The sequence below is a fragment of the Streptomyces sp. TLI_55 genome, from assembly GCF_900206255.1.
In the GTDB taxonomy this organism is placed as follows: domain Bacteria; phylum Actinomycetota; class Actinomycetes; order Streptomycetales; family Streptomycetaceae; genus Streptomyces; species Streptomyces aquilus.
In genome coordinates this window covers 897,680-922,577 of sequence record NZ_OAOJ01000001.1, presented here as the reverse complement: position 1 = coordinate 922,577, position 24,898 = coordinate 897,680, and the positions used below count along the sequence as shown (strand labels likewise).

Here is a 24,898-nt window from a genome sequence, read left to right as displayed (position 1 = left end):
ACCGCGACCTACCGAAGAACCGAGGAAAGAGGAGCGCTGTGACGCAGGAGCCGATGGGGGTCGCGGTCGTCGGGGCCGGTTACTGGGGTCCCAACCTCGTCCGCAACTTCCAGGCCAGCGAGCGGTTCAGGCTGCGCTGGCTGTGCGACCTCGACGTGGACCGCGCCCAGCGGGTCCTCGGCGGCTACTCCACCGTCCAGGCCACCGCCGACTACGCGGCCGTCCTCGCCGACCCCGACGTGGCCGCCGTCGCCGTGGCCACGCCCGCCGGCACCCACCTCGACATCGCGCTGGCCGCCCTGCGCGCCGGAAAGCACGTCCTCGTCGAGAAGCCGCTCGCGGCGACCTACGCCGACGGGATGCGCCTGGTGACCGAGGCGGAGGACCGCGGCCTCACCCTGATGTGCGACCACACCTACTGCTACACGCCCGCCGTGGGCCGGATCAGGGACATGGTCCACTCCGGCGAACTCGGCGAGATCCACTTCGTCGACTCCGTGCGCATCAACCTCGGGCTGGTCCAGAAGGACATCGACGTCATGTGGGACCTGGCCCCGCACGACCTGTCGATCCTGGACTTCATCCTCCCCGCGGGCGTCGAACCGGTCGCCGTCGCCGCCCACGGGGCCGACCCGATCGGCGCCGGTCAGGCCTGCGTCGCCTATCTGACGCTCACGCTCAACACCGGCGCCATCGCCCACGTGCACGTCAACTGGCTCTCCCCGACCAAGGTGCGCACCACCATGGTCGGCGGCGCCAAGCGCACCCTCGTCTGGGACGACCTCAACCCCCTGCAGCGGGTGGCCGTCTACGACCGGGGCGTGGATCTGGCCTCGCCGCAGGAGATCGGCGCGGACGAACGCCGGGACATGCTCGTCTCCTACCGCTCCGGCGACATGGTCGCGCCCGCCCTCGGCGAGAAGGAGGCGCTGCGCGGCATGGTCGACGAGTTCGGCGACGCCATCCGCGAGCGCCGGGCGCCGCTGACCGACGGCCGCGCGGGCCTGCGCGTGCTGGACATCCTCGAAGCCGCCTCCCGCAGCCTCGAGTTCAAGGGCGCGGTCGTCGGCCTGCGCGCCGGGCGTTGAACGACATCACCACACGTGAGAGGGCACAGCAGTTGAGCAGCGTTCGTGGCAAGAAGATCCTGGTCACCGGGGGAGCCGGCACCATCGGCTCCAACCTCGTCGACCTCCTCGCCGAAGGCGGCGCCCGCGAGATCGTCGTACTCGACAACTTCGTGCGCGGACGGCGCGCCAACCTCGCGCAGGCCCTGCCGAGCGGGGTGGTGGAGGTCGTCGAGGGCGACGTGCGCGACATCGACACCGTGAAGAAGGTGACGGAGGGCGCCGACCTGGTGTTCCACCTCGCAGCGATCCGTATCACCCAGTGCGCGGAGGAGCCGCGGCTCGCCAACGAGGTGCTGGTCGACGGGACGTTCAACGTCCTGGAGGCGGCGGCCGCGGCGGGCGTGTCCAAGGTGATCGCCTCGTCCTCGGCGTCCGTCTACGGCATGGCCGAGGAGTTCCCGACGACCGAGCGGCACCACCCGTACAACAACGACACCTTCTACGGCGCCGCGAAGGCCTTCAACGAGGGCATGCTGCGCAGTTTTCACGCCATGTACGACCTGGACTACGTGGCGCTGCGCTACTTCAACGTCTACGGCCCCCGGATGGACATCCACGGCCTGTACACCGAGGTCCTCATCCGCTGGATGGAGCGCATCGAGGCGGGCGAGCCGCCGCTGATCCTCGGCGACGGCACGCAGACCATGGACTTCGTCGACGTCCGCGACATCGCGAGGGCCAATGTGCTGGCCGCCGAGTCGGACATCACCGACGAGGTCTTCAACGTGGCGAGCGGCACGGAGACGTCGCTGAAGGAACTCGCCGAGGGCCTGCTGGAGGCCATGGGGGCGACGGGACTTGAGCCGGTGCACGGTCCCGCCCGCGCCGTGAACGGCGTCAGCCGCCGCCTCGCCGACACCTCCCGGGCGGCCGAACGCCTTGGGTTCACGGCACAGATCGACCTGCGCACGGGCCTGAAGGACCTGGTCGAATGGTGGCGCGCGGAGCGGGAGGCCGCCAAGTGAGCACCGACCGCATCCCGGTGATGATCCCGTGGCTCGGCGAGGAGGAGGCCCAGGCCGCCTCCGACGCCGTGCTGTCGGGATGGGTCGCCCAGGGCCCGCGCGTCGCCGCCTTCGAGAAGGCCTTCGCGGAACGGGTCGGCGCCGAGCACGGCATCGCCGTCAGCTCCTGCACCACCGCCCTGCACCTGTCCCTCGTCGCCCTGGACCTCGGCCCCGGCGACGAGGTCGTGGTGCCCTCGCTGTCGTTCATCGCCACCGCCAACGCCGTACGGTACGTCGGCGCCGAGCCGGTGTTCGCCGACGTCGACCTCGCCACCGGCAACCTGACCCCGGCCACCGTGGACGCGGTACGGACGCCAAGGACCAAGGCGGTGCTGGCCGTTCACCAAGGCGGCGTCCCCGCCGACGTGGCCGCCCTGCGGTCCGCCTGCGCCGACTGGGACCTGCCCCTGGTCGAGGACGCGGCCTGCGCGATCGGTTCCACGGTCGGCGGCAAGCCGGTCGGACACGGGGCGCTGCTCGCCGCCTGGTCCTTCCACCCCCGCAAGCTCGTCACCACCGGCGAGGGCGGCATGCTCACCACCGACGACGCCGAGTGGGCCGCCCGGCTGCGTCGGCTGCGCGAGCACGGCATGAACGCCTCGGCGGCCGAGCGCCACGCCAGCAACAAGCCCGTGCTGGAGAACTACCTGGAGGTCGGCTTCAACTACCGGATGACCGACGTCCAGGCCGCGATCGGCATGGTCCAGCTCGGCAAGCTCGACGCGATGATCGCCCGCCGTCGTGAACTGGCCGCCCGATACGACGCGTTGCTGCGGGACGTCCCCGGCCTCACCGTCGTACGCGATCCCGCGCACGGGCAGTCCAACTTCCAGTCGTACTGGGTGCTGCTGGACGTGGACTTCCCCGTCGGCCGGGACGACCTGCTCGGCGCGCTCGCCGACGCCGGGGTCTCCGCCCGGCGCGGGATCATGGCCGCGCACCTCGAACCGGCCTACGCCGACCACCCGCACGCCCCGCTGCCCGTCACCGAGCGGATCACCCGCGACTCGCTGATCCTGCCGCTGTTCCACACGATGACCGAGGCCCAGCAGGACCGGGTGGTCACCGCGCTGCGCGAACAGGCGGGTGGATGACCGGACTTGTGATCGTCGGCGCCGGTGGCTTCGCCCGGGAGACCGCACAGGCGGTGCGGGACGCGGGCGAGTTCGAGCTGCTCGGACACCTCGACGACAACCCCGCCCTGCACGGCACCGAGGTGGACGGCGTACCCGTGCTGGGCGGTGGCGACCTGGTGCACGACCTGCCCGACGTCCGGGTCGTGGTGTGCGTCGGCAACCCGCGGGACTACGCGGCCCGCGCCCGGCTGATCCGCCGGTTCGGCCTGCCCGAGGAGCGGTACGCCACCGTCGTCCACCCGACGGCCGTGGTGTCCGGCACCTCGGTGATCGGTCCCGGCTCGGTGCTGCTCGCGCACTGTGTGCTGACCGCCGCGGTGCGGGTCGGCGCGCATGTCTCGGTGATGCCGCACGTCGTCCTCACCCACGACGACGTGATCGAGGACTACGCGACGCTCACCGCGGGCGTCCGGCTGGGTGGGGGAGTACGGCTGGAGCGGGGCGCCTATGTCGGCTCCGGCGTCCTGGTCAGGGAAGGCACCACGATCGGCGCCTGGTCGCAGATCGGCATGGGCAGCAGCGTGCTCGGCGACGTTCCGCCGGGCGAGGTCTGGGTGGGGAGCCCGGCGCGGCGGCTGCGCGAGGCGGGCGCCGCGGCGCTGGCAGAACTTGTGACGCGAACTATGGGGGGACCGGCCACGTGAACAACCACATTCCGCTCGTGGACCTGAAGGCGGCCCACGAAGAGGTCGCCGAGGAGGTGCGGGCCGGCTTCGAACGGATCCTCGCCCGCACCGCGTTCATCGGCGGCGACGAAGTACGCGAGTTCGAGCGGGAGTACGCCGACTTCGGCCGGGTCGGACACGTCGTGGGCGTCGCCAACGGCACCGACGCCGTCGAACTCGCCCTGCGCGCAAGCGGAGTACGGCCCGGCGACGAGGTCGTCGTGCCCGCCAACACCTTCATCGCCACGGCCGGTGCCGTCGCCAGGATCGGCGCCCGCCCCGTCCTCGCGGACTGCCTGCCCGACAGTCATCTCCTCGATCCCCAGGCCGCGTTGGCCGCCGTCGGCCCGGCGACCCGAGCGGTCGTGCCGGTGCACCTGTACGGCCAGATGGCCGAGGTGAACGCGCTCCGGAGCCAACTGCCCGACCGTGTCACAGTCGTGGAGGACGCCGCCCAGTGCCAGGGCGCCACCCGCGACGGCCGTACCCCCGGCAGCGGCGGCATCGCGGCCACCAGCTTCTACCCCGGCAAGAACCTGGGCGCCTACGGCGACGCGGGTGCCGTCCTCACCGACGACGAAACGGCCGCCGACCTGGTGCGGGCCATCGCCAACCACGGCGGCGTCGCCAAGTACCGCCACGACGTACCCGGGTTCAACAGCCGCCTCGACGGACTCCAGGCCGTCGTCCTGCGCGCCAAGCTCAAGCGGCTCGCGGACGGCAACGCGGCCCGGCGGGCGGCGGCGGCCCGCTACGACGAACTGCTCACCCAACTCGCCGACGCCGGCCGCATCCTGCGCCCGGTGACGACACCCGGCAACGCCCATGTCTGGCACCTGTACGTCGTCCAGGTCACCGACGCCGACCGCGACGCCCTCGTCGGCAAGCTCAACGCCGAGGGCATCGGTGCCGGGGTGCACTATCCCGCCCCCGTGCACCTCACTCCGGCGTACGCCCACCTCGGTCACGAGCGCGGCGACTTCCCCCACGCCGAGAAGGCAGCGGACCGCATCCTGTCGCTGCCGCTGTTCCCGCAGATCACCCCCGACCAGCAGCAGCGCGTCGTCGAGACGCTCACCGACGCGCTCGCCGGCTGACTGGTCCCCGCTCCGCCCCGACCGCACGGGTCGGCCTTGCACAGCACCGCTGAGAGGTACACATGAACAGATGGAGCAGACGGATCCGGGGCGTGCGCCTCGCCGTCGCAGCAGCAGTCATATGGGCGGTGCTCCCACAGGCCGGAACCGCCCAGGCCGCCGCCGATCCGTGCGGATCGGGCTCGAATCCGATCGTCTGCGAGAACTCCAAGACGGGCAGCCCGTCGACGGACTGGTACTCGCCCAACTCCTACGGTGACATCAAGGGGTTCACCACCAAGGAGAGCGTCCAGGCGGGGGACACCGTCCAGTTCAAGATCCAGTCGAAGACCTCGTACCGCATCGAGATCTACCGGCTCGGCTGGTACGGCGGTGACGGCGCCCGCCTGATGTCCACGGCGGCGCAGGCGGCGACGACCTATCCCGCCAACTACACGTCCAACCCGGCGAGTTGCACCAAGAAGGCCGGCACCGGTCTGGTCGACTGCGGCAACTGGCCCGTGACGGCGAGCTGGACCGTGCCCAGCGACGCCGTGTCCGGCCTGTACATCGCGAACCTGACGCAGACCGACGGCGACGGTCTGATGCCCTACCCGTTCGTGGTCCGCAAGGACTCCAGCACCTCCGACATCGTCGTGCAGACCAGCGACCAGACCTGGCAGGCCTACAACGACTACGGCGGCCAGGACCTGTACGGCGGCGCCGGACCCGCGCCCGACGGCCGTGCCTACGAGGTCAGTTACAACCGCCCGCTGGACATCGGCGGCGACAACGGCATCTACGGCTCCGAGTACATGATGCTGGCCTGGCTGGAGCGCAACGGCTACGACGTCAGCTATCTGTCCGGCGTGGACGTGTCGACCCGCGGTGAGACCCTGCTGAAGAACCACAAGGTGTACCTGTCCTCCGGACATGACGAGTACTGGACGCAGGACCAGTACTCCAAGGTCCTCGCCGCCCGCAAGGCCGGTGTGCAGCAGGCCTTCTTCAGCGGCAACGAGGTCTTCTGGAAGACCCGCCTCACCCCGAGCATCGACGGCGCGAACACCGCCAACCGCACCCTGGTCTGCTACAAGATGACCAAGATGGCGCAGAACAACGGCGTCGCCGACCCCAGCGGCCAGTGGACCGGCACCTGGATGGACCCGACCAGCACCCAGTACGGGCAGTCCTACCAGCCGCCGAACATCCTCACCGGCTCCATGTTCACGGTGAACGGCTACCGCGCCGACGCCATCACCGTCCCCGGCTCCTACGGGAAGAACCGGCTGTGGCGCAACACCTCCATCGCCAACCTGACGTCCAGTCAGACGGCGACCTTCCCGGAGGGCACCCTCGGCTACGAGTGGGACAGCGACCTCGACAACGCCACCCGACCCGCCGGGGCCATCGACCTGTCGTCCACGACCGTGGACATCAACGACGGCAAGCTGCGCATGGACTGGGGCAACACCTACGGCAACGGCACCGCGAAGCACAGCCTCGTCGCCTTCCGTGACCAGGACTCCGGCGCCCTGGTCTTCGGGGCGGGGACCGTGCAGTGGTCGTGGGGCCTGACGAACCTGCCGACGTACGACCCGGCGGACCAGGTCGTCACCGAGGACGCCCGCATGCAGCAGGCGACCGTGAACCTCCTCGCGGACATGGGCGTCCAGCCGCTGACGCGGCAGAGCAACCTCGTCGCCGCCACCAAGTCCACCGACACCACCGGCCCCGCCATCACCGTCACGAGCCCGGCCTCCGGGGTCACCGTGCCCGCGCTGAAGCCGGTCACCATCAAGGGCACCGCCACCGACTCCGGTGGTGTGGTGGCCCGTGTGGAGGTGTCCACGGACGGCGGCACGACCTGGCAGGCCGCGACCGGGCTCGGCTCCTGGAGCTACAGCTGGACCCCGTCCACCCCGGGCTCGGCGTCCATCAAGGTCCGCGCCGTCGACGACAGCGTCAACATCGGCGCCGTCACCACCATCCCGATCACGGTCGGCCCGCAGGCCTGCCCGTGCACCGTCTGGCCGGCCACGGCCGTGCCCGGCACCGTCAACGCGGGCGACGGCGGCTCGGTGGAGCTCGGCGTCAAGTTCCGTACCACGGTGGCCGGTTCGATCACCGGAGTCCGCTTCTACAAGTCGCCGTACAACACCGGCACCCACAAGGGCAACCTGTGGACCAAGGACGGCAAGCTGCTCGCCACGGGCACCTTCACGGGCGAGTCGGCCTCCGGCTGGCAGCAGCTCAACTTCGCCACCCCGGTCACCGTCAAGGCCAACACCACCTATGTCGCCTCGTACTTCGCACCCAACGGCGGCTACTCCTACGACACGACCTTCGCCAACAGTGACGCCGGACTCGCGCCGCTGACGGCCCTGAAGACCGGCACCGACGGCGGCAACGGCGTCTACCGCTACACCTCGACGAGCGCCTTCCCGACCTCGGCCGCCTCCGGCAGCAACTACTGGGTCGACGTGGTCCTGGACACCTCCACGGCCAGCACCACCCCGCCCACCGTCACCTCCACCTCCCCGACCTCCGGGGCGACCGACGCCGCGATCACCGCGTCGGTGTCGGCCGTGTTCAGCGCGTCCGTCGACTCCGACAACCTGACGTTCACGCTGAAGGACCCGGACGGCAACACCGTCCCGGGATCGGTGACGCTGCCCGCGGCCAACAAGGCGACGTTCACCCCGTCGACCGAACTGTCGCTGCACACCAAGTACACGGCGACCGTCCAGGCCTCCGACGTGTGGGGCAACGCCATGACGGACCCGGTGACCTGGTCCTTCACCACCAGCGCCACCCCGCCCGCGGTCACCTGCCCCTGCACGCTGTGGAGTTCCTCCGCGGTGCCGTCCACGCCCGACATGACCGCCGACCCCAACTCCCTGGAGCTGGGCACCCGGTTCACGTCCTCGGCGGCCGGCTGGATCACCGGCGTCACCTTCTACAAGGGCGCCGGCAACACGGGCACCCACACCGGCAGCCTGTGGACCGACTCCGGGACGCTGCTGGCCAGCGGCACCTTCACCAACGAGTCGGCGACCGGCTGGCAGACGCTGACCTTCGCCACCCCGGTGGCGGTCACCGCCGACACGGCGTACGTCGTCTCCTACCACGCGCCCAACGGCCACTACGCGGTCGACGGCGGCTACTTCGCCTCGGCCCACCAGTCCTATCCGCTGACCGGCACCGCCGACACCACGGCCCACCACAACGGGCTCTACCGGTACGGCGCGGACTCGGCCTTCCCGACCGGCTCCTACGGTTCGTCGAACTACTGGGTCGGCCCGGTCTTCACCGCCACCAACCCCAGCGGGTCGCTGGCGGCGGAGACGGCGTCCGAGGAGGGCGCGTCCACGGTCACCTACACCGCCGACGCGAAGCACCCGCTCGTCATGACCGTGTCCGACAAGCTCAAGGTGGCGGACGTCGACGCGGACCTGACCATCCTGAAGGGCACCAAGGCCGCCAAGAAGCTCCATGTCACGGCGGTCGTCTCCTACAGCCGTGCCACGCACAAGGTGTCCGTCCATCTGACCGGTCCGCTGCCGGACGGCACGAAGTTCAAGGTCACGCTCACGGCCGAGGACAAGCACCACACGAAGGTGAAGTCCCACAGCTGGACCCTGACCGGCAAGACCGTCCGCAAGAAGAAGAACTGACCGACGAGAACCCACCGGTGGTGGTCTCCCGCACCCGACGGGGAGACCACCACCGGGGATTGGCTACCCCCACCGATGAGCAGCGTCAGTGTTGTCATCCCGTGCTTTAAGTACGGCCATTTCCTCGCCGACTGCGTGAGCAGCGTCCTGGACGAGAACCCCGGGGTCGACCTCCGGGTGCTCATCATCGACGACGCCTCGCCCGACGACTCGGCGGACGTCGCCCGCAAGCTGGCCGCCTCCGACCCGCGGATCGAGGTGCACGTCCACGAGACCAACAAGGGCCACATCGCCACGTACAACGAGGGCCTGCTGGAGTGGGCCGACAGCGACTACGTGGCCCTGCTCTCCGCCGACGACCGGCTCGTCCCGGGCGCCCTGACCCGGGCCGCCGCGCTCCTGGACGCCCACCCCGAGGCGGGCTTCGCCTACGGGCGCCCCCTGCGCTTCCAGCACGGCGGCCCGCTGCCCAAGGCCCGTACCCGGAGCACCGGTTCGGTCGTCTACCCCGGCCAGTGGTGGCTGGAGCGACGCTTCCGGGAGGGCACCGGCTGCATCACGTCGCCCGAGGTCGTCGTCCGCACCGACCTCCAGCGCAAGGTCGGCGGCTACGACCCGGCCCTTCCGCACGCCGGCGACATCGAGATGTGGATGCGGCTCGCCGCACACGCCGACGTCGGCTACATCCGCGGCGCCGACCAGGCCTTCTACCGCGTCCACGGCAACAACATGTCGACGACCGACTTCGGCGGCCAGCTCGACGACCTGCGCCAGCGCCTCATCGCCTACGACTCCGTGCTCGCCAAGTGCGGCGACCGGCTCCCGCACGCCGACCGGCTGGCCGACCAGGTCCACACCCGGCTCGCCCGCTACGCGCTGCGCCGCGCCTACCGCGCCTACGACCGGGGCCGCACCGGTGTCGTACCGGTCGACGAGTGCGTGGCGTTCGCCGAGGAGTGCCTGCCGGGCTACCGGGCGCTGCCCGAGTACCGCGCCTTGAACCTGCGCAGAAGGATCGGCCCGAAGGCGATGCCGTACCTCCAGCCGCTGGTGTGGTCGGCCGTGGCCGAGCGCGGGCGGGAGTGGCTGTGGTGGGAGTCCTGGAAGCGCCGCGGAATCTGATGCCCGTGAACCACTCAGCCCGCCACCGCGAGTTCCTCGACCGGACGGGGCCGCTCCGGGGAGCCGTCCTTCCGGCTCCTGCGGCGCAGCGCGAACCGGTCGAACCACAGCGTGGCCAGCATCCCGCCGATGCCCCCGAGCAGCGCCGTCCCCGCCAGGGCGCGGGTCCTGGTGCCCTGCACCGGGGCCGCGCTGGGCGCCACGAGGACGGACGCGCTGATCCGCGCATCGGCCGCGATCCCCTGCGCCTCCTGCAACTCGGTCACATGCCGGGTGTAGACGTCGATGACCCGGCTGACCGCCGTGTCCGCCTCCGCCGCGCTCGCCCCCTTCACCTGCACCTGGAGCGAGGGAATGAGATAGCGGGGCGTGGCGCTGGTGCCGCTGTTGCGCGGGATGAGCTGGTACGAGCCATGGACACCGGCGGCCGCCAGCTCCCTGCGCCCCTCGGGCGACTCCAGCTGCTGGATGACGCCGTACGACAGCGTGGCGAGCGGCGGTTGCAGATTCGTCAGCTGGTTCGGCTGGTTCCCCGTGACCGGGGGCTTGAGGACGACCACCGCCGAACTGAGGAACCGCGGGGCGGGATGCAGCACTTGGTACGCTCCGGCGGCCGTCAGCACGAGCGCGAACACCAGCACGTACCAGCGGCGCAACAGCGCTTCGGCGACCTCACGAGGCGACACAGCGGGGATTCCTTCCGTCGCCAGCGATACTCGCATCAACCGGGGCAAGTCGCCAGCGGATCAAACCGGTTGCGTGGAAGGGAGGGCGCATGAGCCTCGGTGACATCCTGGCGATCATGCGCAGGCGCTGGTACTGCATGGTGCCGCTCACCCTGCTCAGCGTCCTCGCCGGCGGCTATCTCTTCCGTACCGTCCCGGTGTCCTACGAGTCGCAGAGCTCCGTCACCCTGCTCGACTCCACGGCGATCGCCGAACTGGCCCCGACCTTCGGCAACCCCCTGTCGAACGCCGGAGGTTCGCTCGTCGTCACCGCCGACGTGCTGATCAGGACGTTGCAGTCGAACGACTCCGCCAAGGAGCTGCACTCCCGCGGCGTCACCGACCGCTACACGGTCGGCTTCGCCCCGAACGCCGACAGCCCGCTGCTCACCCTGAGCGTCACCGGCACCGACCGGGCGAAGGTGCTGCGCGAGACCACCACCCTCACCAAGTTCACCGGCGAACAGCTCAAAGCCCTGCAGGCCGCCTCCAAGGTGCCGTCGGTGTACGCGGTGCAGGCCGCGCCGGTCGTCCTGCCCCAGACCCCGGTCTCACAGCCCAAGAGCCGATACCAGAACATCGCGGCGGTCGTCATCGTCGGCATGGTCGCCGCGTTCCTGCTGTCCATCCTGGCCGAGGGCGTCGCGGTGGTACGCCGCCGAGGCCGGGCCCAGCCCAGTTACGTCCCCCGGCGCCACCGGGCCAGTCCGCCCGAGCGCCCCAAGGGCCTGCTGTCCCGGCGCCTGGACGCCACGACGATCCTCACCGGCTATCTGGCCCTGGCCTTCTTCGTCCCCTCGAACCTCACGCTGCCCGCGCTGGGCGGCGTCGGGACGCCGGCCAATGTCTTCGCCCTCCTCGGCCTCCTCTGGTATCTCGCGACCTGGCTCGGCGGCCGCATCCTGCCGGCCCCGGGCACCAGGCTGGTGCGCGTGGTGATGTGCCTGCTGGCCGCGGCCGTCCTCCTCGCCTACCTCGCGAACGCGACCCGGGAGAGCAGCCACGAGGAGGTCCTCGGCGCCGACCGCGGCCTCATCGGGCTCGGGGTGTGGGTGGCGCTGGTGGTGCTGGCCTCGGCCGGCATCCAGGAGCGCAGCCGCTTGGAGACCCTGATGCGCCGCCTCGTCGTCATGGGCACGGTCGTCGCGCTGATCGGCTACTACGACTTCTTCGCCGCCACCAACATCGCCGACTCCATCCACATCCCCGGCCTCCAGTCGAGCACCGCCGGCATCAGCGCGATGGACCGCGGCTCCTTCACCCGGCCCCGCTCCACGACGGCCCACCCGCTGGAGTTCGGCGGCATGCTGGCCATCCTGGTCCCGTTCGCCGTCCACCAGGCCTTCGATCCGGTACGACGACACGTGAGGGCGTGGCGCCGCTGGGCGCCGGTGGCGATCATGGCGGGCGCGCTGCCCCTGACGGTCTCCCGGACCTCCATCATCGGTGCCTTCATCGTCATTCTGGTGATGGTGCCCCGCTGGAGGCCGCAGCGCCGCTGGGCCGCGATCGGCCTGATCCTGGGCTCGGTGGCCGGCTTCAAGGTGATCATCCCGGGCCTCATCGGAACGATCACCAACCTGTTCGCGAGCTTCCTGTCCAACTCCGACAGCAGCACGCAGGCGCGCACGGTGAAGTACAGCGCGATCGTGCCGTACTTCAACGAACACCCCTGGTTCGGCCGAGGGTTCGGCACCTTCACCCCCGACCTGTACTTCTTCACGGACAACCAGTACATGCTCACCCTGGCCGAGATGGGCATCCTGGGCCTGATCGCCCTGTTCGCCCTCTTCGTCACCGGGATGCACACCGGCGGCGCCATCCGCCGCCTCGCCCGCACCGAGTCCGACCGCGAACTCGGCCAGGCGTTCCTCGCCTCGGCCCTGGTCGCCCTGGTCATCAGCGCGACCTTCGACGCGCTCAGCTTCCCCATGTACGCGGGGATGTTCTTCCTGGTCCTGGGAGCGGGCGGCAGCTATCTGGGGTTCGTGCGCCGGGAGGCCGCCGCTGCCGAGGTGGTCCGGGCGCCCCGTAAGGCACCAGAAGCCCAGCTCCCCCAACTCGTGGAGTCCCGATGAGCACCGTCGCCGTCATCGTCGTCACCTGGAACAGCGCCGCGGTGCTCCCCGGGTTCCTCGCCGCCCTGCCCGACGGCATGGCGGGCCTCGACTGGCGGCTGGTGGTCGCCGACAACGACTCGGCCGACGACACGGTGGAGGTGCTCCACACCCTCGCCCCGGAGGCGACGGTCGTCCAGACGGGCCGCAACGCCGGGTACGCGGCCGGGATCAACGCGGCGCTGGAGGTGGCGGGGGACTACGGGGTCGCCCTCATCTGCAACCCGGACGTCCGCATGCGCCAGGGCTGCGCCAAACGCCTGGTGGACAGCCTCGGGGGCGGCGTGGGGATCGCCGTACCCCTGTTGTACGAGGAGGGCCGGGACACGCCGCATCGCTCCCTGCGCCGGGAGTCGACCGTGCTCCGGGCGCTGGGCGAGGCCGTCATCGGCAACACCCGGGCGGGCCGTTTTCCGGCCCTGAGCGAGCTGGTCACCGACCCGAGCGCATACCGACAGCCCACGCGGGCGGACTGGGCGACGGGTGCGCTGATGGCCATCTCGGGGGAGTGCATGGCGGTGTGCGGCAAGTGGGACGAGTCCTTCTTCCTCTACTCCGAGGAGACGGAATTCTGCCTGCGTGCAAGGGACTTGGGGTACGCGACACAGCTGGAGCCGAGCGCCGAGGCGGTGCACCTGGGAGGCGACTCCCAGGTGTCACCTCGCCTGTGGACGCTGCTCACCTTGAACCGGGTCCGCTTGTACGGCCGTAGGCACGGCCGCCTGGCGACGGCAGCCTTCCGCACGGCGGTCCTGCTGAGGGAGACGTCACGAGCGGCGCTGGGCAGACCGGCGAGCAGAGCGGCAGCAGCGGCGTTGGCGCAACCGGGGGTCCTGAACAAGACGCCGGGCCCATGACCCACCCAGGGGCGCGGGGAACTGCGCGACCAGCCCCCACGCACCCGCAGACAACCTAGGCCCGACGCCGACACACCATCGCAACGAAGTCATGCCCCACATCCGCCAGAGCCGCATCCTCCGCGGCAAAACACCGCTCCAGCAACTCCAGCGTCTCGGGCGACCGATCCCGAAAGTTATGGGCGATGCCGGAGAACGCGATATGCAACACCGTTCCCCCGTACGGCCGTTCCTCCACGACCTCGAACTCCCGCCGCAACCCCGGCAGCAACGCCGCCGCGTCCACCGCCTCCGAGGGATCGTCCAGCACCATCGACATCCGACTGGGCCGCACGACCCGCCGCTTGATCCGCCCGTCGGCCAACCGCCGCCGCTCCTCGGGAAGGTGCGCCAGCAGCGCGTTCGCCGCGTCCAGTTGCGCGTCGGTCCACTGGAAGCGCGTCGGCCCCACGAACTCGTCGATCACGAACAGCCCGTCCGGCTCGATGAGTTGGGCCAGCCGCGGCAGCGTCTCGTCGAGGTTGTCGAAGTGGTGCAGTGACTGCAACCCGAGCAGCACGTCGAAGCGCTCCCCGTCCGCGGTCATTTGATTGACGTCGGTGACCCGGAAGCGCAGGACGTCGGCCAGCCCCTCGTCCGCGGCGGCCCGGGTCGCGAAATCGATCCGTTCCGGCGCCACGTCCACCCCCTCCAGCAGGGAGAACGCGCCGGTCTTCGCCCACAGCAGCTCGTTGCCACCGGTCCCGCAGCCCAGCGACAGCCCCCGCAGATCGGTGCGCGGCGCGAAGTGCTTGGCGGCGACGTACTGGGGGAAGGACACCTCGGCGTCCCCGGTCATCAGCAGGTTCCACCGCTTGATGACCGAGGGGATCGCCCACCACTCGGTCAGCGACGGGTCGACCTGGGACCAGTGCTGGACGACCCGGGCCCCGCCCCGCACGCGCAACTTGGCCAGCACGGGGTTGAGTTCGAGCTTGCGCACCTTGCGCAGGAGCCGGTCCGCGTCATGTCTGTTGACCAGGTTGTTCAACATACGGTCTCCGTTCTCACGGCGATGAGCGACTTGGGGGCACCGAGCACCCGCTCGCTGAGGAGCACCGACCGGGGGAACAGGTACCGCATCTCGGTGCGGGTCAGCAGCTCGATGTTGATCACGGCGTTCATGGCCGACTCGGGGCTGTCGGGACGGCTGTGCACCAGCGGCCAGCGTCGGACGAGCCGGGCCCGGGCGGCCAGCGGCAGGAACTGGAAGCCGGGTGCCACGAAGTGCGGCTCGACGGGGAAGTAGCGGTACGGCGTCTGGATCCAGTGCAGCGGGGCGAGCTGCTCGACCGCGGCGACGAACTTCCGCCGCTGGCTGTGGCCGCCGACGTGCTCGATGGTCGAGTTGGAGAACACCAGGTCGTAACCGCCCTGGGCGCTGAGCTCGGCGGCCACCTCCGGGTCGGTGACGTCGGCGTTCTCCGCGGTGATCCAGTCGGGCAGGTCGGCGGGGTGCGCCTCCAGGTTGATCAGGTGGACGTGCTTGGCCCGCACCGGCGCCCGCAGCCACATCTCGGCCGTGCCGCCCAGGTCCACGACCCGCATGCCCTCGATGCCGGGGAAGCAGCGCCGGAACCGCTCCCAGCGGGCGACACGCATCCGTTCGCCGAGCGAGCCGGGTGCGTCGACGAACTTGTTTCTGAGGGCGCGGGATCGGGCCATCGGGGCAACCACCTGAGGTCGGAGCGGAACTGTAGGAGGAACGGAGGAGTGGGAGGTCACGGGCCGTCACCAGTCCGTGTAGAAGCTGGCGGGGTTCACCAGGTACCGCACGGTCGGGTGCGGCACGTGCCGCACCTGGTGCCGTCGGGCGTACCGGTGGATGAGCTCCCAGTCCTCCCGGGGCAGCACCTCCGGGGTGCGGCGCAGGCGGCTGAAGTGCAGGGAGCGGGTGCGGCGGGCGACGAAGGCGTTGGTGTCCAGGAAGGACTCGCGGGCGGCGCGGCGCCGGTCGTACGGGACCGACAGGATGTCCTTCTCGCTGCCGTCCGGCAGGACGCGGCGCAGTGCGGTGTAGACGCCGGCGGGTGCGTCGGCGGACTCCAGGGCCGCCAACGCGCGTTCCAGATGGTCGGGTTCCCACAGGTTGTCGTCGTCGAGGAAGGCGACGTACCGCGAACGCGTGAGCCGGATGCCGACGTTGCGCACGACGCCCGCCACGCCCGTGTTGCGGGCCAGCGAGACCGCGAACAGCCTTGGGTCGTCCGGGAGTTCGGGGAGTCCGGCGCCGTCGTCGACCACGATCACGACGTGGTCACGCACGGTCTGGTCCAGGGCCGAGCGGACGGCGGCGCGCAGGGCGTCGGGGCGCCGGTGGGTGGCGATCACGGTGGCGACCAGGGCCGAGGGCGGGGAGGGCAGAGCGGCCGACAGCCGTCGGACCTCGGCGTCCTCGATCCGGCGCAGTCGCACCGCGGACGGCGCCAGCAGGACCTTGTTCCTGGCCTCGAAGAGCACCAGCCAGCCGAACACCGCCTTGAGCAGCGTCCACGGCATCCGCAGGACGCGCCTCACGAGGCGGGCTCCGGGGTGACGAGGCGGCCGTCGGACAGCCGGTTGTTGCGCCATACGTTCCCCGCGCCCTTGTCGTTCCAGTGCGCGACGACGCCGTAGCCGCCCGAGGCGGGGTGGAACTCCGTCGAGAAGATGTTGTCGGTGACCTTGATCCCGGTGGCGCCCGTGGAACCGCCGTAGAGGGCGTACGCGCCGCCGGCGATCCAGTTGTCGTCGACGGTGACGTTGCGGACCACGCCGACGTCCGCGAACAGGCCGATGCTGCCCGAGGAGCCCTGTTTGAGGCTGGTCTCGTTGAGCAGGGTGTTGTGGCGGATGGTGAGTTGGCCGGTGTTGCCGCCGCCGCTGATCACCGCGTTGGTGTGCTGCCACTCGCCGCCGAGGTTCACGAACGGCTCGATGTCGTGGACGTAGTTGTCGTGGATGTCGCCCTGTCCCATCGACAGGGCGTCCCCGAACACGGAGATGTCGCACCAGCCGACCTCGATGGAGCTGCCGCCCATGTTCGAAACGGCGTAGTCCACGCCGCCGTTGTCCGGGCCCGTGCCGGGGACGGCGGTGATGGTGGAGTGCAGGACCCGCAGTCCGCTGAAACCGGGGCGCAGGTTGATGCCCCACCAGCTGTCCGAGGTGATCTTGGTGTCGATGATGGTGACGTTGTCGGCATAGATGTCGAGGGAGCCGGTGATGTCCTGGCCCCGGATGACCGTGCCGTCGGTGCGGATGGTCTGGTAGCCGGTCTTCTTGGGGGTCAGACGGGTGCGGGGGCCGGTGGTGCGGGCGTCGGGGAAGCCGCAGGCGCCGGGGGAGGCGCAGCCGGTCCGGGCGGCGGGCGTGCCGCTCGGGGCGGGCGCCTTCGCCGACGAGGACGGGCGGGTCGACGGAGTCGACGACGGGGACGGCGAGGCGGCCGGGGTTTCCGTCGCCTCGCCGATCTCGGTCGACGGCGTGGCGCTCGATGCCTTCGGGGCGGCGCTCGTACGGCAGGACGGACGGTCCTTCGGGCAGCCCGCCGACGCGGACTCGTCCGATCCCGAGCCCGAGCAGGCCGCGCTCGCGACCGTCAGTAAGGCCGCGAGCAGCAGCCCCTGGAGTGAGCGTCGGCGGGTGGGCCGTGACATCCGGGTCACCTCAAGTCCTGTTGGGGAGACCGGAGCGGCGCGGTCGCCCGGTGCCGGCCGCGGTGGGGCCGGTCGACGCCGCGCAGGAAGTCGCGGCTGGGCAGGACGCACACCGTGTAGCCGGCCAGGGCGATCGTGCCGATGGTGAGCAGGGCGAGCGGGCCGTCGCCGAGCAGGGGCTCCAGGCCGAGGACGACCACGGCCATCACGGCCCCGCCGAGGAAGGGCCACGCGCAGGCCCGGGCGATCCGGGCGACGCCGATGCCGCCACGGCCCAGGGCGATCAGGAACACCGGCACCACCAGGCCGCCGGCGACCAGGACATGACCCTGGGCGACCCCGGCGGTGCCGTTGACACGCGCGGCGACGAGCAGGACCGGGATCAGGGCGACCAGCCACAGTCCCTGCACCAGGAAGAGCGAGCGGCGCTGGCCGACCGCGACGAGACAGTCGTAGGCGAGTTCGCTGCCGATGCGGATCAGGCCGAGGGCCATCAGCCACGGCAGTGCTGAGGCGGCGGGTGCCCACCGGTCGCCGTAGATCAGGCGGATGACGGGTTCCGCGAGGCCGGCGAGCACGACGCACAGCGGGACGGTGCCGGTCATCAGGACGCCGAGGGCGCGGCTGAAGCCCTGGGCGAGGGCCTGCGGGGAGTCGGCGAGGCGGGAGAAGCCGGCGAAGGAGACCCGGCGCGCGGCCTCGGAGATGATCCGCACGGGCCAGCCGGAGATGTTGAAGGCGAGGACGTAGAAACCCAGCGAGATGTTGCCCAGCGTCGCGCCGACCACCATGGTGTCGACGTTGACGACCGCGAGCGCCAGCATGCTCGCCCCGGCCAGCGGGAGCCCGAACCGCAGCAGGGCGCGGGCCTGTTCGGGGTTCCAGCCGTACTTCAGGGTGCCCGGCGCGGCCAGCGCGCAGCCGATCAGCGTCACCACGTTCCCGGCGACGGCCCCCACGGCGAAGCTCATCGCGCCCCAGCCCGCGAAGGCGAGGACCAGGGTCACACCGGTGCCGACGACGAAGTTGAGTCCGTCGATGATCATCCGCTTGCCCTGGGCGAACTCACGGGTGAGGAAGCCGCCCGGCACCTGGGCCACGCCGTCGATGAGCACGCACAGACACATCACCCGCAGCACGCCCGCGGCGTCCGGCGAGTCGAGAAGAGCGGCCACCGTCGGGGCGGACGCGAACAGTGCCACGTACAGCAGCCCGCTGGAGAGGGTGCTGAGGGTGAGCACGGTCGGCGCGAACCGCCGCGCGTCCCCCTCCCAGCGCACGATGGCCAGGCCCACGCCCAGTTCGTTGGCGGACAGCAGGACCAGCAGCACGGTCTGGGCGATGCCGTACACGCCCCATTCCGCGGGGCCGAGGGCGAAGCGGGCCAGGACGATGCCGGTCGCGAAGTTGCCCAGCCGCAGGACGACGGTGTTGATCAGGCTCCAGCGGGCGGCGGAGCGGACCTTGCGGCCGAGCGAGGGTTGCTCTAGAGCTTCTACGGCTTCTACGGCTTCTGCGGCTTCTGCGACTTCTGTGACGAGGGGCGGAGCGGGCGCGTCGCTCGTCTCACCGGTCGCGCTGTCCGGTGCGCGGGCGATGTCCATGGGTCGACTCCTCGTCGCGCGGCTCTGCGGCGGATGCTCCGGCCATGACGGGCCGTGGCTCTTGGGGCTGGGCGGCGGTCCGCTCGTTCCCGGTGGACTGCGACCAGCTCGGCGGCCTGCGGATGGCGAGCGTCTCCTCCACGACCGGCACGTCGGCCGCCGCGTCCCGGTCGGTGGTCCCCGCGTCCCGGTCGGGGGTCTCCGCCTCCTCCGGTGCGTCCGGCCGCCGCTGCCGCCTGCGCGCCTCCACGTAGAAGACGGCGACCAGGCTGAGCACCAGCCCCGCGCCGCCCGCCATGATCATGTACTCGAGCCGGGTCTTGGTCTGCGCCACCGGGGTCTGCGGGGCCACGATCGTCGTCATGCGGATCATGGCCTTGGAGTCGACCGACTGGTCCTGCTGGAACTGGTCCAGCCGCTCCTTGGCATAGGCGGTCAGGATCTTGTCCGAGGACAGGACGGACGCCTGGTCGGTGCCGGTGACGGTCAGCCAGAGCAGCGGCCCCTGCGCGTTGTCAGCCAGCTTCGCCTCGAACGTCCCCTTCGCGCCACGGGACTTGAGCTCCCGGAGCGAGTCGTCGGAGTTGAGGTTGCGCGCCAGGCTGTCGGCCATGCCGGTGAGCGAGGTCTGGGTGCTGAGGAAGGGATTCCCGTCGTAGGCCCGGGTCGCCTTCTCGGAGTTCAGCAGCACCACCGTGCTCTGCGACTGGTAGGTCACGTGAACCACCTGAGTCACGCCGAAGACCAGGGCTGCGGTCACCAGCAGCCCCGGCAGCAGGACGTACCAGCGCCTGCGCATGACTCGGAAGATCTCAGCGAGATCCATGGTCCCCCCTAGTGACCAGATGTTCGACGAGCATATGTTGCAAGCGGATCATATGGGGAGCGTTCGGCCCGTGGGTCTCGGTTGATCAGTGGGTCTCGGCCGGGTGCCCGAGGTGCCTCCCTTCACCAGCACCTCGGCGATGCGCTCGCTGGCCCTGCCGTCCCAGAGTTCGGGGCGGCGCGGTGCCGGCGGGGCGTCCAGAACTCGGTTGACCGTGGCGACGATCCGGGCGGGATCGCGTCCGGCCAGCACGTTGGTGCCCTGCTCGACGGTGATCGGCCGCTCGGTGTTGTCCCGCAGAGTCACACACGGCACCCCGAGGGCGGTGGTCTCCTCCTGCACACCGCCCGAGTCGGTCAGTACGACACGGGCGGCGTCCTGCAGCGCGATGAAGTCCAAGTACCCGGCGGGCGGCACGAGTTGGATGCCCCCGGGTACGCCGAGCTCGGCCAGCTTGCCGGCCGCGCGGGGATGCACGGGCAGCACCAGCGGGCAGCGGCCGGCGATCTCGCCCAGGGCCTTGAGGAGCCCCGCGAGCACCTCGGGGTCGTCCACGTTGGCGGGGCGGTGCAGAGTGACCAGGCCGAACTCGCCCCGGGTCAGGCCGAACCGGTCCAGCACGTCGGAGGCGCGGGCCCGTTCCAGATTGGCCAGCAGCGTGTCGATCATGACATTGCCGACGAGGTGGATCTGGTCCTCCCGGTACCCCTCCGCCCGCAGGTTGTCGACGGCGTCGGGGGAGGGGGCCAGCAGATAGTCGCTGACCCGGTCGGTGGCGACCCGGTTGACCTCCTCCGGCATGCTCCAGTCCCGGCTGCGCAGCCCCGACTCGACATGGGCGAGCAGCGGTCCCGCCTTGGCGGTGACCAGGGCGCAGGCGAGCGTGGAGTTGATGTCGCCGACCACGACGACGATGTCCGGGGAGACCTCTTCCAGCAGCGGCTCGAAGGCGGTCATCACGCGTCCGGTCTGCTCGGCGTGGCTGCCGGAGCCGACGCCGAGGAAGCGGTCGGGCGGCCGGATGCCGAGGTCGGCGAAGAACACGTCGTTCATGGCCGGGTCGTAGTGCTGGCCGGTGTGGACGAGGAGCACCTCGGCGCCGCGGCGCTCCAGGGCGTCCATCACCGGTTTGATCTTCATGTAGTTGGGGCGGGCCCCGGCGACGCAGACGATCCGCGGCATGGTTCAGAGCACCTCGATCGTGGGGCCGGGGGACAGGCGGCGACGGCAGTCGAGGACGAACGGGGCCTGTTCGGCGATGAGTTCGTAGTCGAAGCCGTCGTGGTCGGTGAGCAGGACCACCACGTCGGCGGCGGCCAGCTCCTCCGCGTCCGGCTCGACCCGGACCAGCCGGGCGTCCACCGGGAGGCTCTCGACGACATGCGGGTCGGCGGCTCGGACCTGGGCCCCCATGTCGAGGAGCAGTTGGGAGATGCGCAGGGCCGGCGACTCGCGGGCGTCACCGGTGTTCTTCTTGTACGCCAGTCCGAGCAGCAGGATGCGGGAGCCGTTGACGGATCTTCGTCTGGTGTTGAACAGGTCGGTGATGCGCCGGGTCACGTACTCCGGCATGTGATTGTTGATGTCGTTGGCCAGCTCCACGAACCGGAAGCTCTGGCCGAGTTCGCGCTGCACCCGCCAGGACAGATAGGACGGGTCGATCGGCAGGCAGTGCCCGCCCACGCCCGGTCCCGGCGTGAACTTCATGAAGCCGAACGGCTTGCTGGACGCGGCCTCGATGGCCTGCCAGACGTCGATGTCCAGATGGTGGGCGAACATCGCGATCTCGTTGACCAGCGCGATGTTCACATGCCGGAAGGTGTTCTCCAGGAGCTTGGCGAGTTCGGCTTCCTTGGGCGAGCTCACCGGCACGGTGGTGTCGACGAGTTGGGCGTAGAAGCCCTCGACCGCTTTGAGGGAGGCCTCGTTCACGCCGGAGACGACCTTCGGTGTCTCCTTGAAGCCCCACACCGTGTTGCCGGGGTCGATCCGCTCCGGGCTGTACCCGAGATGGAAGTCGGTGCCCGCGGCGAGACCCGAACCCTCCTCCAGGAGCGGCGCGAACAGCTCCTGGGTGGTGCCCGGGTAGGTGGTCGACTCCAGGATCACCGTGGCGCCGGGGCGCAGATAGCGGCCGAGGGTGACCGCCGACTCCTTGATGTACCGCAGGTCGGGGGTGCCCTCGTGCAGCGGCGTCGGCACCGTCACGACGGCGACGTCGAAACCGCCGCAGTCGCGGGCCGACTCGCTCGCGCGGTAGCCGCCGTTGTCCAGCGCCGCGCGGATGCGCTCGGAGGAGACGTCCTCCACGAACGACTCACCCGCGGCGAGGCTCTTGATCCGGCGCGAGTCGACGTCGTACCCGATCACCTCGTGTCCGACCTCGGCGGCCCGGATGGCCAGCGGCAGGCCGACGTATCCCTGTCCCACCACGACGACGCGCATCAGTGACTCCTGTTCGCGGGAGCGGTCGACGGGGTGAGCCGGAAACGCTCGCGCGCCGTCATGAGGAGGAAGGCAGCATTGGTGGTGAGGTAGCGCCGGCCCAGCCGGCGCGGCTCCTGGAGCACGCGGTAGAGCCACTCCAGACCCAAGCGCTGCCAGGTCGCGGGGGCCCGCTTGGTGAGGCCGGCCAGGATGTCGAAGGAGCCGCCGACGCCGTGCACCACACGGGCCCCGGTGCGCTCTCCGTAAGCGGCGGTGAAGATCTCCTTCTTCGGCGAGGTCATGCCAAGGAAGAGCATCTGGGCGCCGCTCTCGGCGATCGCGTCGGCGATCGCCGCCTGCTCGGTGTCGTCGAAGTAGCCGTTGCGGTGACCGGCCACCTTCAGGCCGGGGAAACGCGCGGCCACCCGCCGCACCATCTCCTCCAGCACCTCCTCCTTGGCGCCGAGGAAGTACACCGACACCCCCGCCGTCTCCGCCTCGGCCAGCAGCCGCAGGAACAGGTCGATGCCCGCCACCCGCTCCGGCAGCGGGGCCTTCAGCACCCGCCCGGCCCACACCACGGCCTGTCCGTCGGCGAGGACCAGATCGCAGCCGGACACCGCCTTGGCGAGCCGCTCGTCGCGCCGCATGTTGACCAGCTTCGCGGCGTTGACCACGCCGATCTCCAACTGCCTGCCGTCCCGGACCGCTTCGAGGCAGCGCTCGACGGTCTGGTCCATGGTCAACGGGTCCAGCTCGACCCCGAACAGGGTCTGACGCCCACTCATATCCGGCCCCCCTGCCAGGCGTGGAGCATCCAGCCGAACTCGTACGGCCGGCACTCGCGGTCCACGGACAGCGGCCGGTACACCCGGTCCAGGGAGGCGAGCCGAAGCCCCGGAAGCGCCCTGGTGGTCAGTCCCCGGACGGCGCGGACGGCCTTCTTCGGGTCACCCCGGTAGACCTTGCGCCAGGTCACGCCAAGCTCGTCGAGGATCAACGGCTCGCGGACGTCCGGGTGTTCGGCGAACTCGGACACCTCCGTCATCCAGCGCAGGCCCTTGCGGATCGCCGCGCCGAAGTCGCTGCCGCCGGCGTCGGTGAGATCGAACAGGGCGGTCGGTGCCATCGCGTGCTGGTGGACGCTGTAGACCGGGTAGCCCTCGATGACTCGGCCGGTGCGCGCGTCGTAGTGCCACCACCACTGGCCGCCGTCACCCTGCAGCTCGCAGATCCGCCGCGCGCAGGCCTCGGACGCGGCGAGTGCCTCGTCGTCCCCGTCGCCGCTCGCGTGCGCGAGGGCCAGGGCCTGGAGCGGATACGTCTGGTCGGCGAAGCAGCTGACATGCGCCCGGTACCAGGGCAGCAGGCCGGGCGCGGTCGCGTGCGGGAACAGCGGACCGGTGCCGATGCGGGCCTTCAGCAGCCGGTCACGGGCGGAGGTGAAACGTCTCTCCACATCGACCGTGTCACGGGCCGCCGCGTAGGCGGAGAGCACCCAGGCAGCCTCGACCGTGTACTGCGGCTTGTCGTACGCGTCCAGCGCCTCGACCCGCGCGAGGGCGTCGGACAGCTTCGGGTGCCCGGTCGCGGCCGCGGCCCAGGCGATGAGCGCCGCGTCCCCGAGGTTGGTCACCCCGGGCAGGGACTCGACCAGCAGGCCCGTGAACTCCTGGGCGGTGCGCCCGCCGAGCGCCGCCCGCTGGCGGTCCTCGGGCAGGAAGCGCACGCCGAGCGCGGTGATGGCCGCGTACCGGGTGCTGGTCCCGCGCCGCTCCAGGGCCCAGGAACCGTCCGGTGCCCGGCGACCGGCCATGGTGAAGACGAAGGCCTCCTTGCCGGGCAGCAGCATCGCCGGCAGACCCAACTCCGCCACCGTGAGCAGGCGTTGGGCGAGGGCGAACAGCGACGGTTCCTCACGACCGAGCGCGGCCAGACGTGACGTGGTCATCTTTGGGACACACCAACCCCCCTGTGGGCCGTGTTTTGGACAGACTGATGAAACGTCGGGACCAAAATCGGCCTACGACGGACGGCGGACGTCAGGCGTCCGAGCGGCTCTCACTCCTGGACGCGGGCACAGGTGTCCCCACCACCCCGTAACCCCCCCTGGGCACTACTGGCTTGTGCGGTCATTGTGCATGGACTGCACACTTCGCACACATGTTATGCCTGTAGATGTTCGAGGATTTGGCCTTTGAGGGAAACAATTGGGAACGGCTGGAAACAGGAGTCATGCGCGCTCGACGAGTTCGCCGTCCTTCTCGTCGTACAGCCCGCCCGTCTGAGGGCACTCCCACGTGCCCGGATCGCGTTCCACGAGGCGTACGCCGGCCCGCCCGACCCAGCCGATCCGGCGCGCCGGCACACCCGCCACGAGTGCGAAGTCCGGGACGTCCTTGGTCACCACGGCCCCCGCCGCGACCAATGCCCAACGACCGATGTTGACCGGCGCCACACAGACCGAACGCGCCCCGATCGACGCCCCCTCGGCCACGACGACGGCCACGGCCTCCCAGTCGCCGCCGCGCTTCAGCTTCCCCTCGGTGTCCACGGAGCGGGGGAAGTAGTCGTTGGTGAACACGGCCGCCGGGCCGACGAACACCCCGTCCGCGAGCACGGCCGGTTCGTACACCAACGCGTAGTTCTGCAGCTTCACGTTGTCGCCGATCCGTACGCCCGGGCCGACGTAGGCGCCCCGGCCCACGATGCAGCCGCTGCCCAGCCGGGCGTCCTCCCGGATCTGGGCCAGGTCCCAGACCGTCGTCCCCTCGCCGATCGTGGCCGTCTCGTCGACCTGGGCGGTGGGCTGGATTCTGACGTTCATCGGGCGGAACCCTTCGTAAAGTCGC

The 24,898-nt window shown here is 70.6% G+C and carries 21 protein-coding genes; 9 read left to right on the top strand and 12 right to left on the bottom strand.

Annotated elements, in window-relative coordinates:
• Positions 1–38 precede the first annotated feature (38 nt).
• The 7 genes from CRP56_RS04405 (at position 39) to CRP56_RS04375 (ending at position 9,813) form a co-directional block, all read left to right on the top strand.
• A complete protein-coding gene (locus tag CRP56_RS04405) occupies positions 39–1,088 on the top strand; it encodes a Gfo/Idh/MocA family protein (protein ID WP_257040008.1) in 1,050 nt (349 codons plus the stop codon).
• A gap of 32 nt (positions 1,089–1,120) precedes the next feature.
• On the top strand, positions 1,121–2,095 hold the full coding sequence (locus tag CRP56_RS04400; RefSeq protein WP_097260402.1) for an SDR family NAD(P)-dependent oxidoreductase: 975 nt from the start codon (positions 1,121–1,123) through the stop codon (positions 2,093–2,095).
• Complete coding sequence (locus CRP56_RS04395; RefSeq protein ID WP_257040007.1) at positions 2,092–3,231, top strand: DegT/DnrJ/EryC1/StrS family aminotransferase; 1,140 nt, start codon at positions 2,092–2,094, stop codon at positions 3,229–3,231. Before CRP56_RS04400 ends, CRP56_RS04395 begins: the two co-directional genes overlap by 4 nt.
• On the top strand, positions 3,228–3,917 hold the full coding sequence (locus CRP56_RS04390; protein WP_097260398.1) for an acetyltransferase: 690 nt from the start codon (positions 3,228–3,230) through the stop codon (positions 3,915–3,917). Before CRP56_RS04395 ends, CRP56_RS04390 begins: the two co-directional genes overlap by 4 nt.
• Positions 3,914–5,035, top strand: coding sequence for a DegT/DnrJ/EryC1/StrS family aminotransferase (locus CRP56_RS04385; RefSeq protein ID WP_097260397.1), 1,122 nt, complete (start codon positions 3,914–3,916; stop codon positions 5,033–5,035). The genes CRP56_RS04390 and CRP56_RS04385 overlap by 4 nt, the downstream gene beginning before the upstream one ends.
• A 92-nt stretch (positions 5,036–5,127) precedes the next feature.
• Complete coding sequence (locus tag CRP56_RS04380; protein WP_257040006.1) at positions 5,128–8,691, top strand: DUF4082 domain-containing protein; 3,564 nt, start codon at positions 5,128–5,130, stop codon at positions 8,689–8,691.
• A 75-nt stretch (positions 8,692–8,766) separates the two neighbouring features.
• Positions 8,767–9,813, top strand: coding sequence for a glycosyltransferase family 2 protein (locus CRP56_RS04375; protein ID WP_097260392.1), 1,047 nt, complete (start codon positions 8,767–8,769; stop codon positions 9,811–9,813).
• A gap of 14 nt (positions 9,814–9,827) precedes the next feature.
• Here CRP56_RS04375 and CRP56_RS04370 read toward each other — a convergent pair whose 3' ends face one another.
• The gene (locus tag CRP56_RS04370) at positions 9,828–10,499 is read right to left on the bottom strand and encodes a hypothetical protein (RefSeq protein WP_097260390.1); all 672 of its coding nucleotides are present in this window, start codon (positions 10,497–10,499) and stop codon (positions 9,828–9,830) included.
• Positions 10,500–10,588: 89 nt separating this feature from the next.
• Between CRP56_RS04370 and CRP56_RS04365 the strand changes: the two genes are divergently transcribed.
• Positions 10,589–12,616, top strand: coding sequence for an O-antigen ligase family protein (locus tag CRP56_RS04365; RefSeq protein ID WP_097260388.1), 2,028 nt, complete (start codon positions 10,589–10,591; stop codon positions 12,614–12,616).
• Complete coding sequence (locus CRP56_RS04360) at positions 12,613–13,512, top strand: glycosyltransferase family 2 protein (protein WP_097260386.1); 900 nt, start codon at positions 12,613–12,615, stop codon at positions 13,510–13,512. The genes CRP56_RS04365 and CRP56_RS04360 overlap by 4 nt, the downstream gene beginning before the upstream one ends.
• Positions 13,513–13,567: 55 nt before the next feature.
• Here the strand turns inward: CRP56_RS04360 and CRP56_RS04355 are convergent, their stop codons facing one another.
• From CRP56_RS04355 to CRP56_RS04305, 11 genes are all read right to left on the bottom strand, one after another.
• Positions 13,568–14,545, bottom strand: a complete 978-nt coding sequence (locus CRP56_RS04355; protein WP_097260383.1) for an SAM-dependent methyltransferase — start codon at positions 14,543–14,545, stop codon at positions 13,568–13,570.
• On the bottom strand, positions 14,539–15,216 hold the full coding sequence (locus CRP56_RS04350) for a hypothetical protein (RefSeq protein ID WP_097260381.1): 678 nt from the start codon (positions 15,214–15,216) through the stop codon (positions 14,539–14,541). The genes CRP56_RS04355 and CRP56_RS04350 overlap by 7 nt, the downstream gene beginning before the upstream one ends.
• 66 nt (positions 15,217–15,282) lie before the next feature.
• A complete protein-coding gene (locus tag CRP56_RS04345; protein ID WP_257040005.1) occupies positions 15,283–16,068 on the bottom strand; it encodes a glycosyltransferase family 2 protein in 786 nt (261 codons plus the stop codon).
• Positions 16,065–17,189: a hypothetical protein gene (locus CRP56_RS04340; protein WP_257040003.1), complete on the bottom strand. Its 1,125-nt coding sequence runs from the start codon at positions 17,187–17,189 to the stop codon at positions 16,065–16,067. The genes CRP56_RS04345 and CRP56_RS04340 overlap by 4 nt, the downstream gene beginning before the upstream one ends.
• A 5-nt stretch (positions 17,190–17,194) precedes the next feature.
• Positions 17,195–18,793 carry a lipopolysaccharide biosynthesis protein gene (locus CRP56_RS04335; protein ID WP_097260375.1) on the bottom strand — a complete coding sequence of 533 codons (1,599 nt, stop codon included), beginning with the start codon at positions 18,791–18,793 and terminating at the stop codon, positions 17,195–17,197.
• Positions 18,756–19,619 (bottom strand): chain length determinant protein, encoded by an 864-nt coding sequence (locus tag CRP56_RS04330; RefSeq protein WP_097260373.1) that lies wholly within the window; start codon positions 19,617–19,619, stop codon positions 18,756–18,758. Before CRP56_RS04330 ends, CRP56_RS04335 begins: the two co-directional genes overlap by 38 nt.
• A gap of 48 nt (positions 19,620–19,667) precedes the next feature.
• Positions 19,668–20,801: a non-hydrolyzing UDP-N-acetylglucosamine 2-epimerase gene (gene wecB / locus CRP56_RS04325; protein ID WP_097260371.1), complete on the bottom strand. Its 1,134-nt coding sequence runs from the start codon at positions 20,799–20,801 to the stop codon at positions 19,668–19,670.
• 3 nt (positions 20,802–20,804) lie between these two features.
• Positions 20,805–22,064, bottom strand: coding sequence for a nucleotide sugar dehydrogenase (locus CRP56_RS04320; RefSeq protein ID WP_097260369.1), 1,260 nt, complete (start codon positions 22,062–22,064; stop codon positions 20,805–20,807).
• Positions 22,064–22,834 (bottom strand): WecB/TagA/CpsF family glycosyltransferase, encoded by a 771-nt coding sequence (locus CRP56_RS04315; RefSeq protein ID WP_097260367.1) that lies wholly within the window; start codon positions 22,832–22,834, stop codon positions 22,064–22,066. Before CRP56_RS04315 ends, CRP56_RS04320 begins: the two co-directional genes overlap by 1 nt.
• Positions 22,831–23,997: a hypothetical protein gene (locus CRP56_RS04310; protein WP_097260365.1), complete on the bottom strand. Its 1,167-nt coding sequence runs from the start codon at positions 23,995–23,997 to the stop codon at positions 22,831–22,833. The genes CRP56_RS04315 and CRP56_RS04310 overlap by 4 nt, the downstream gene beginning before the upstream one ends.
• Positions 23,998–24,279: 282 nt before the next feature.
• Entirely contained in the window at positions 24,280–24,873 is a 594-nt protein-coding gene (locus CRP56_RS04305; protein ID WP_097260363.1) for an acyltransferase, read from the bottom strand.
• Positions 24,874–24,898: the final 25 nt, after the last annotated feature.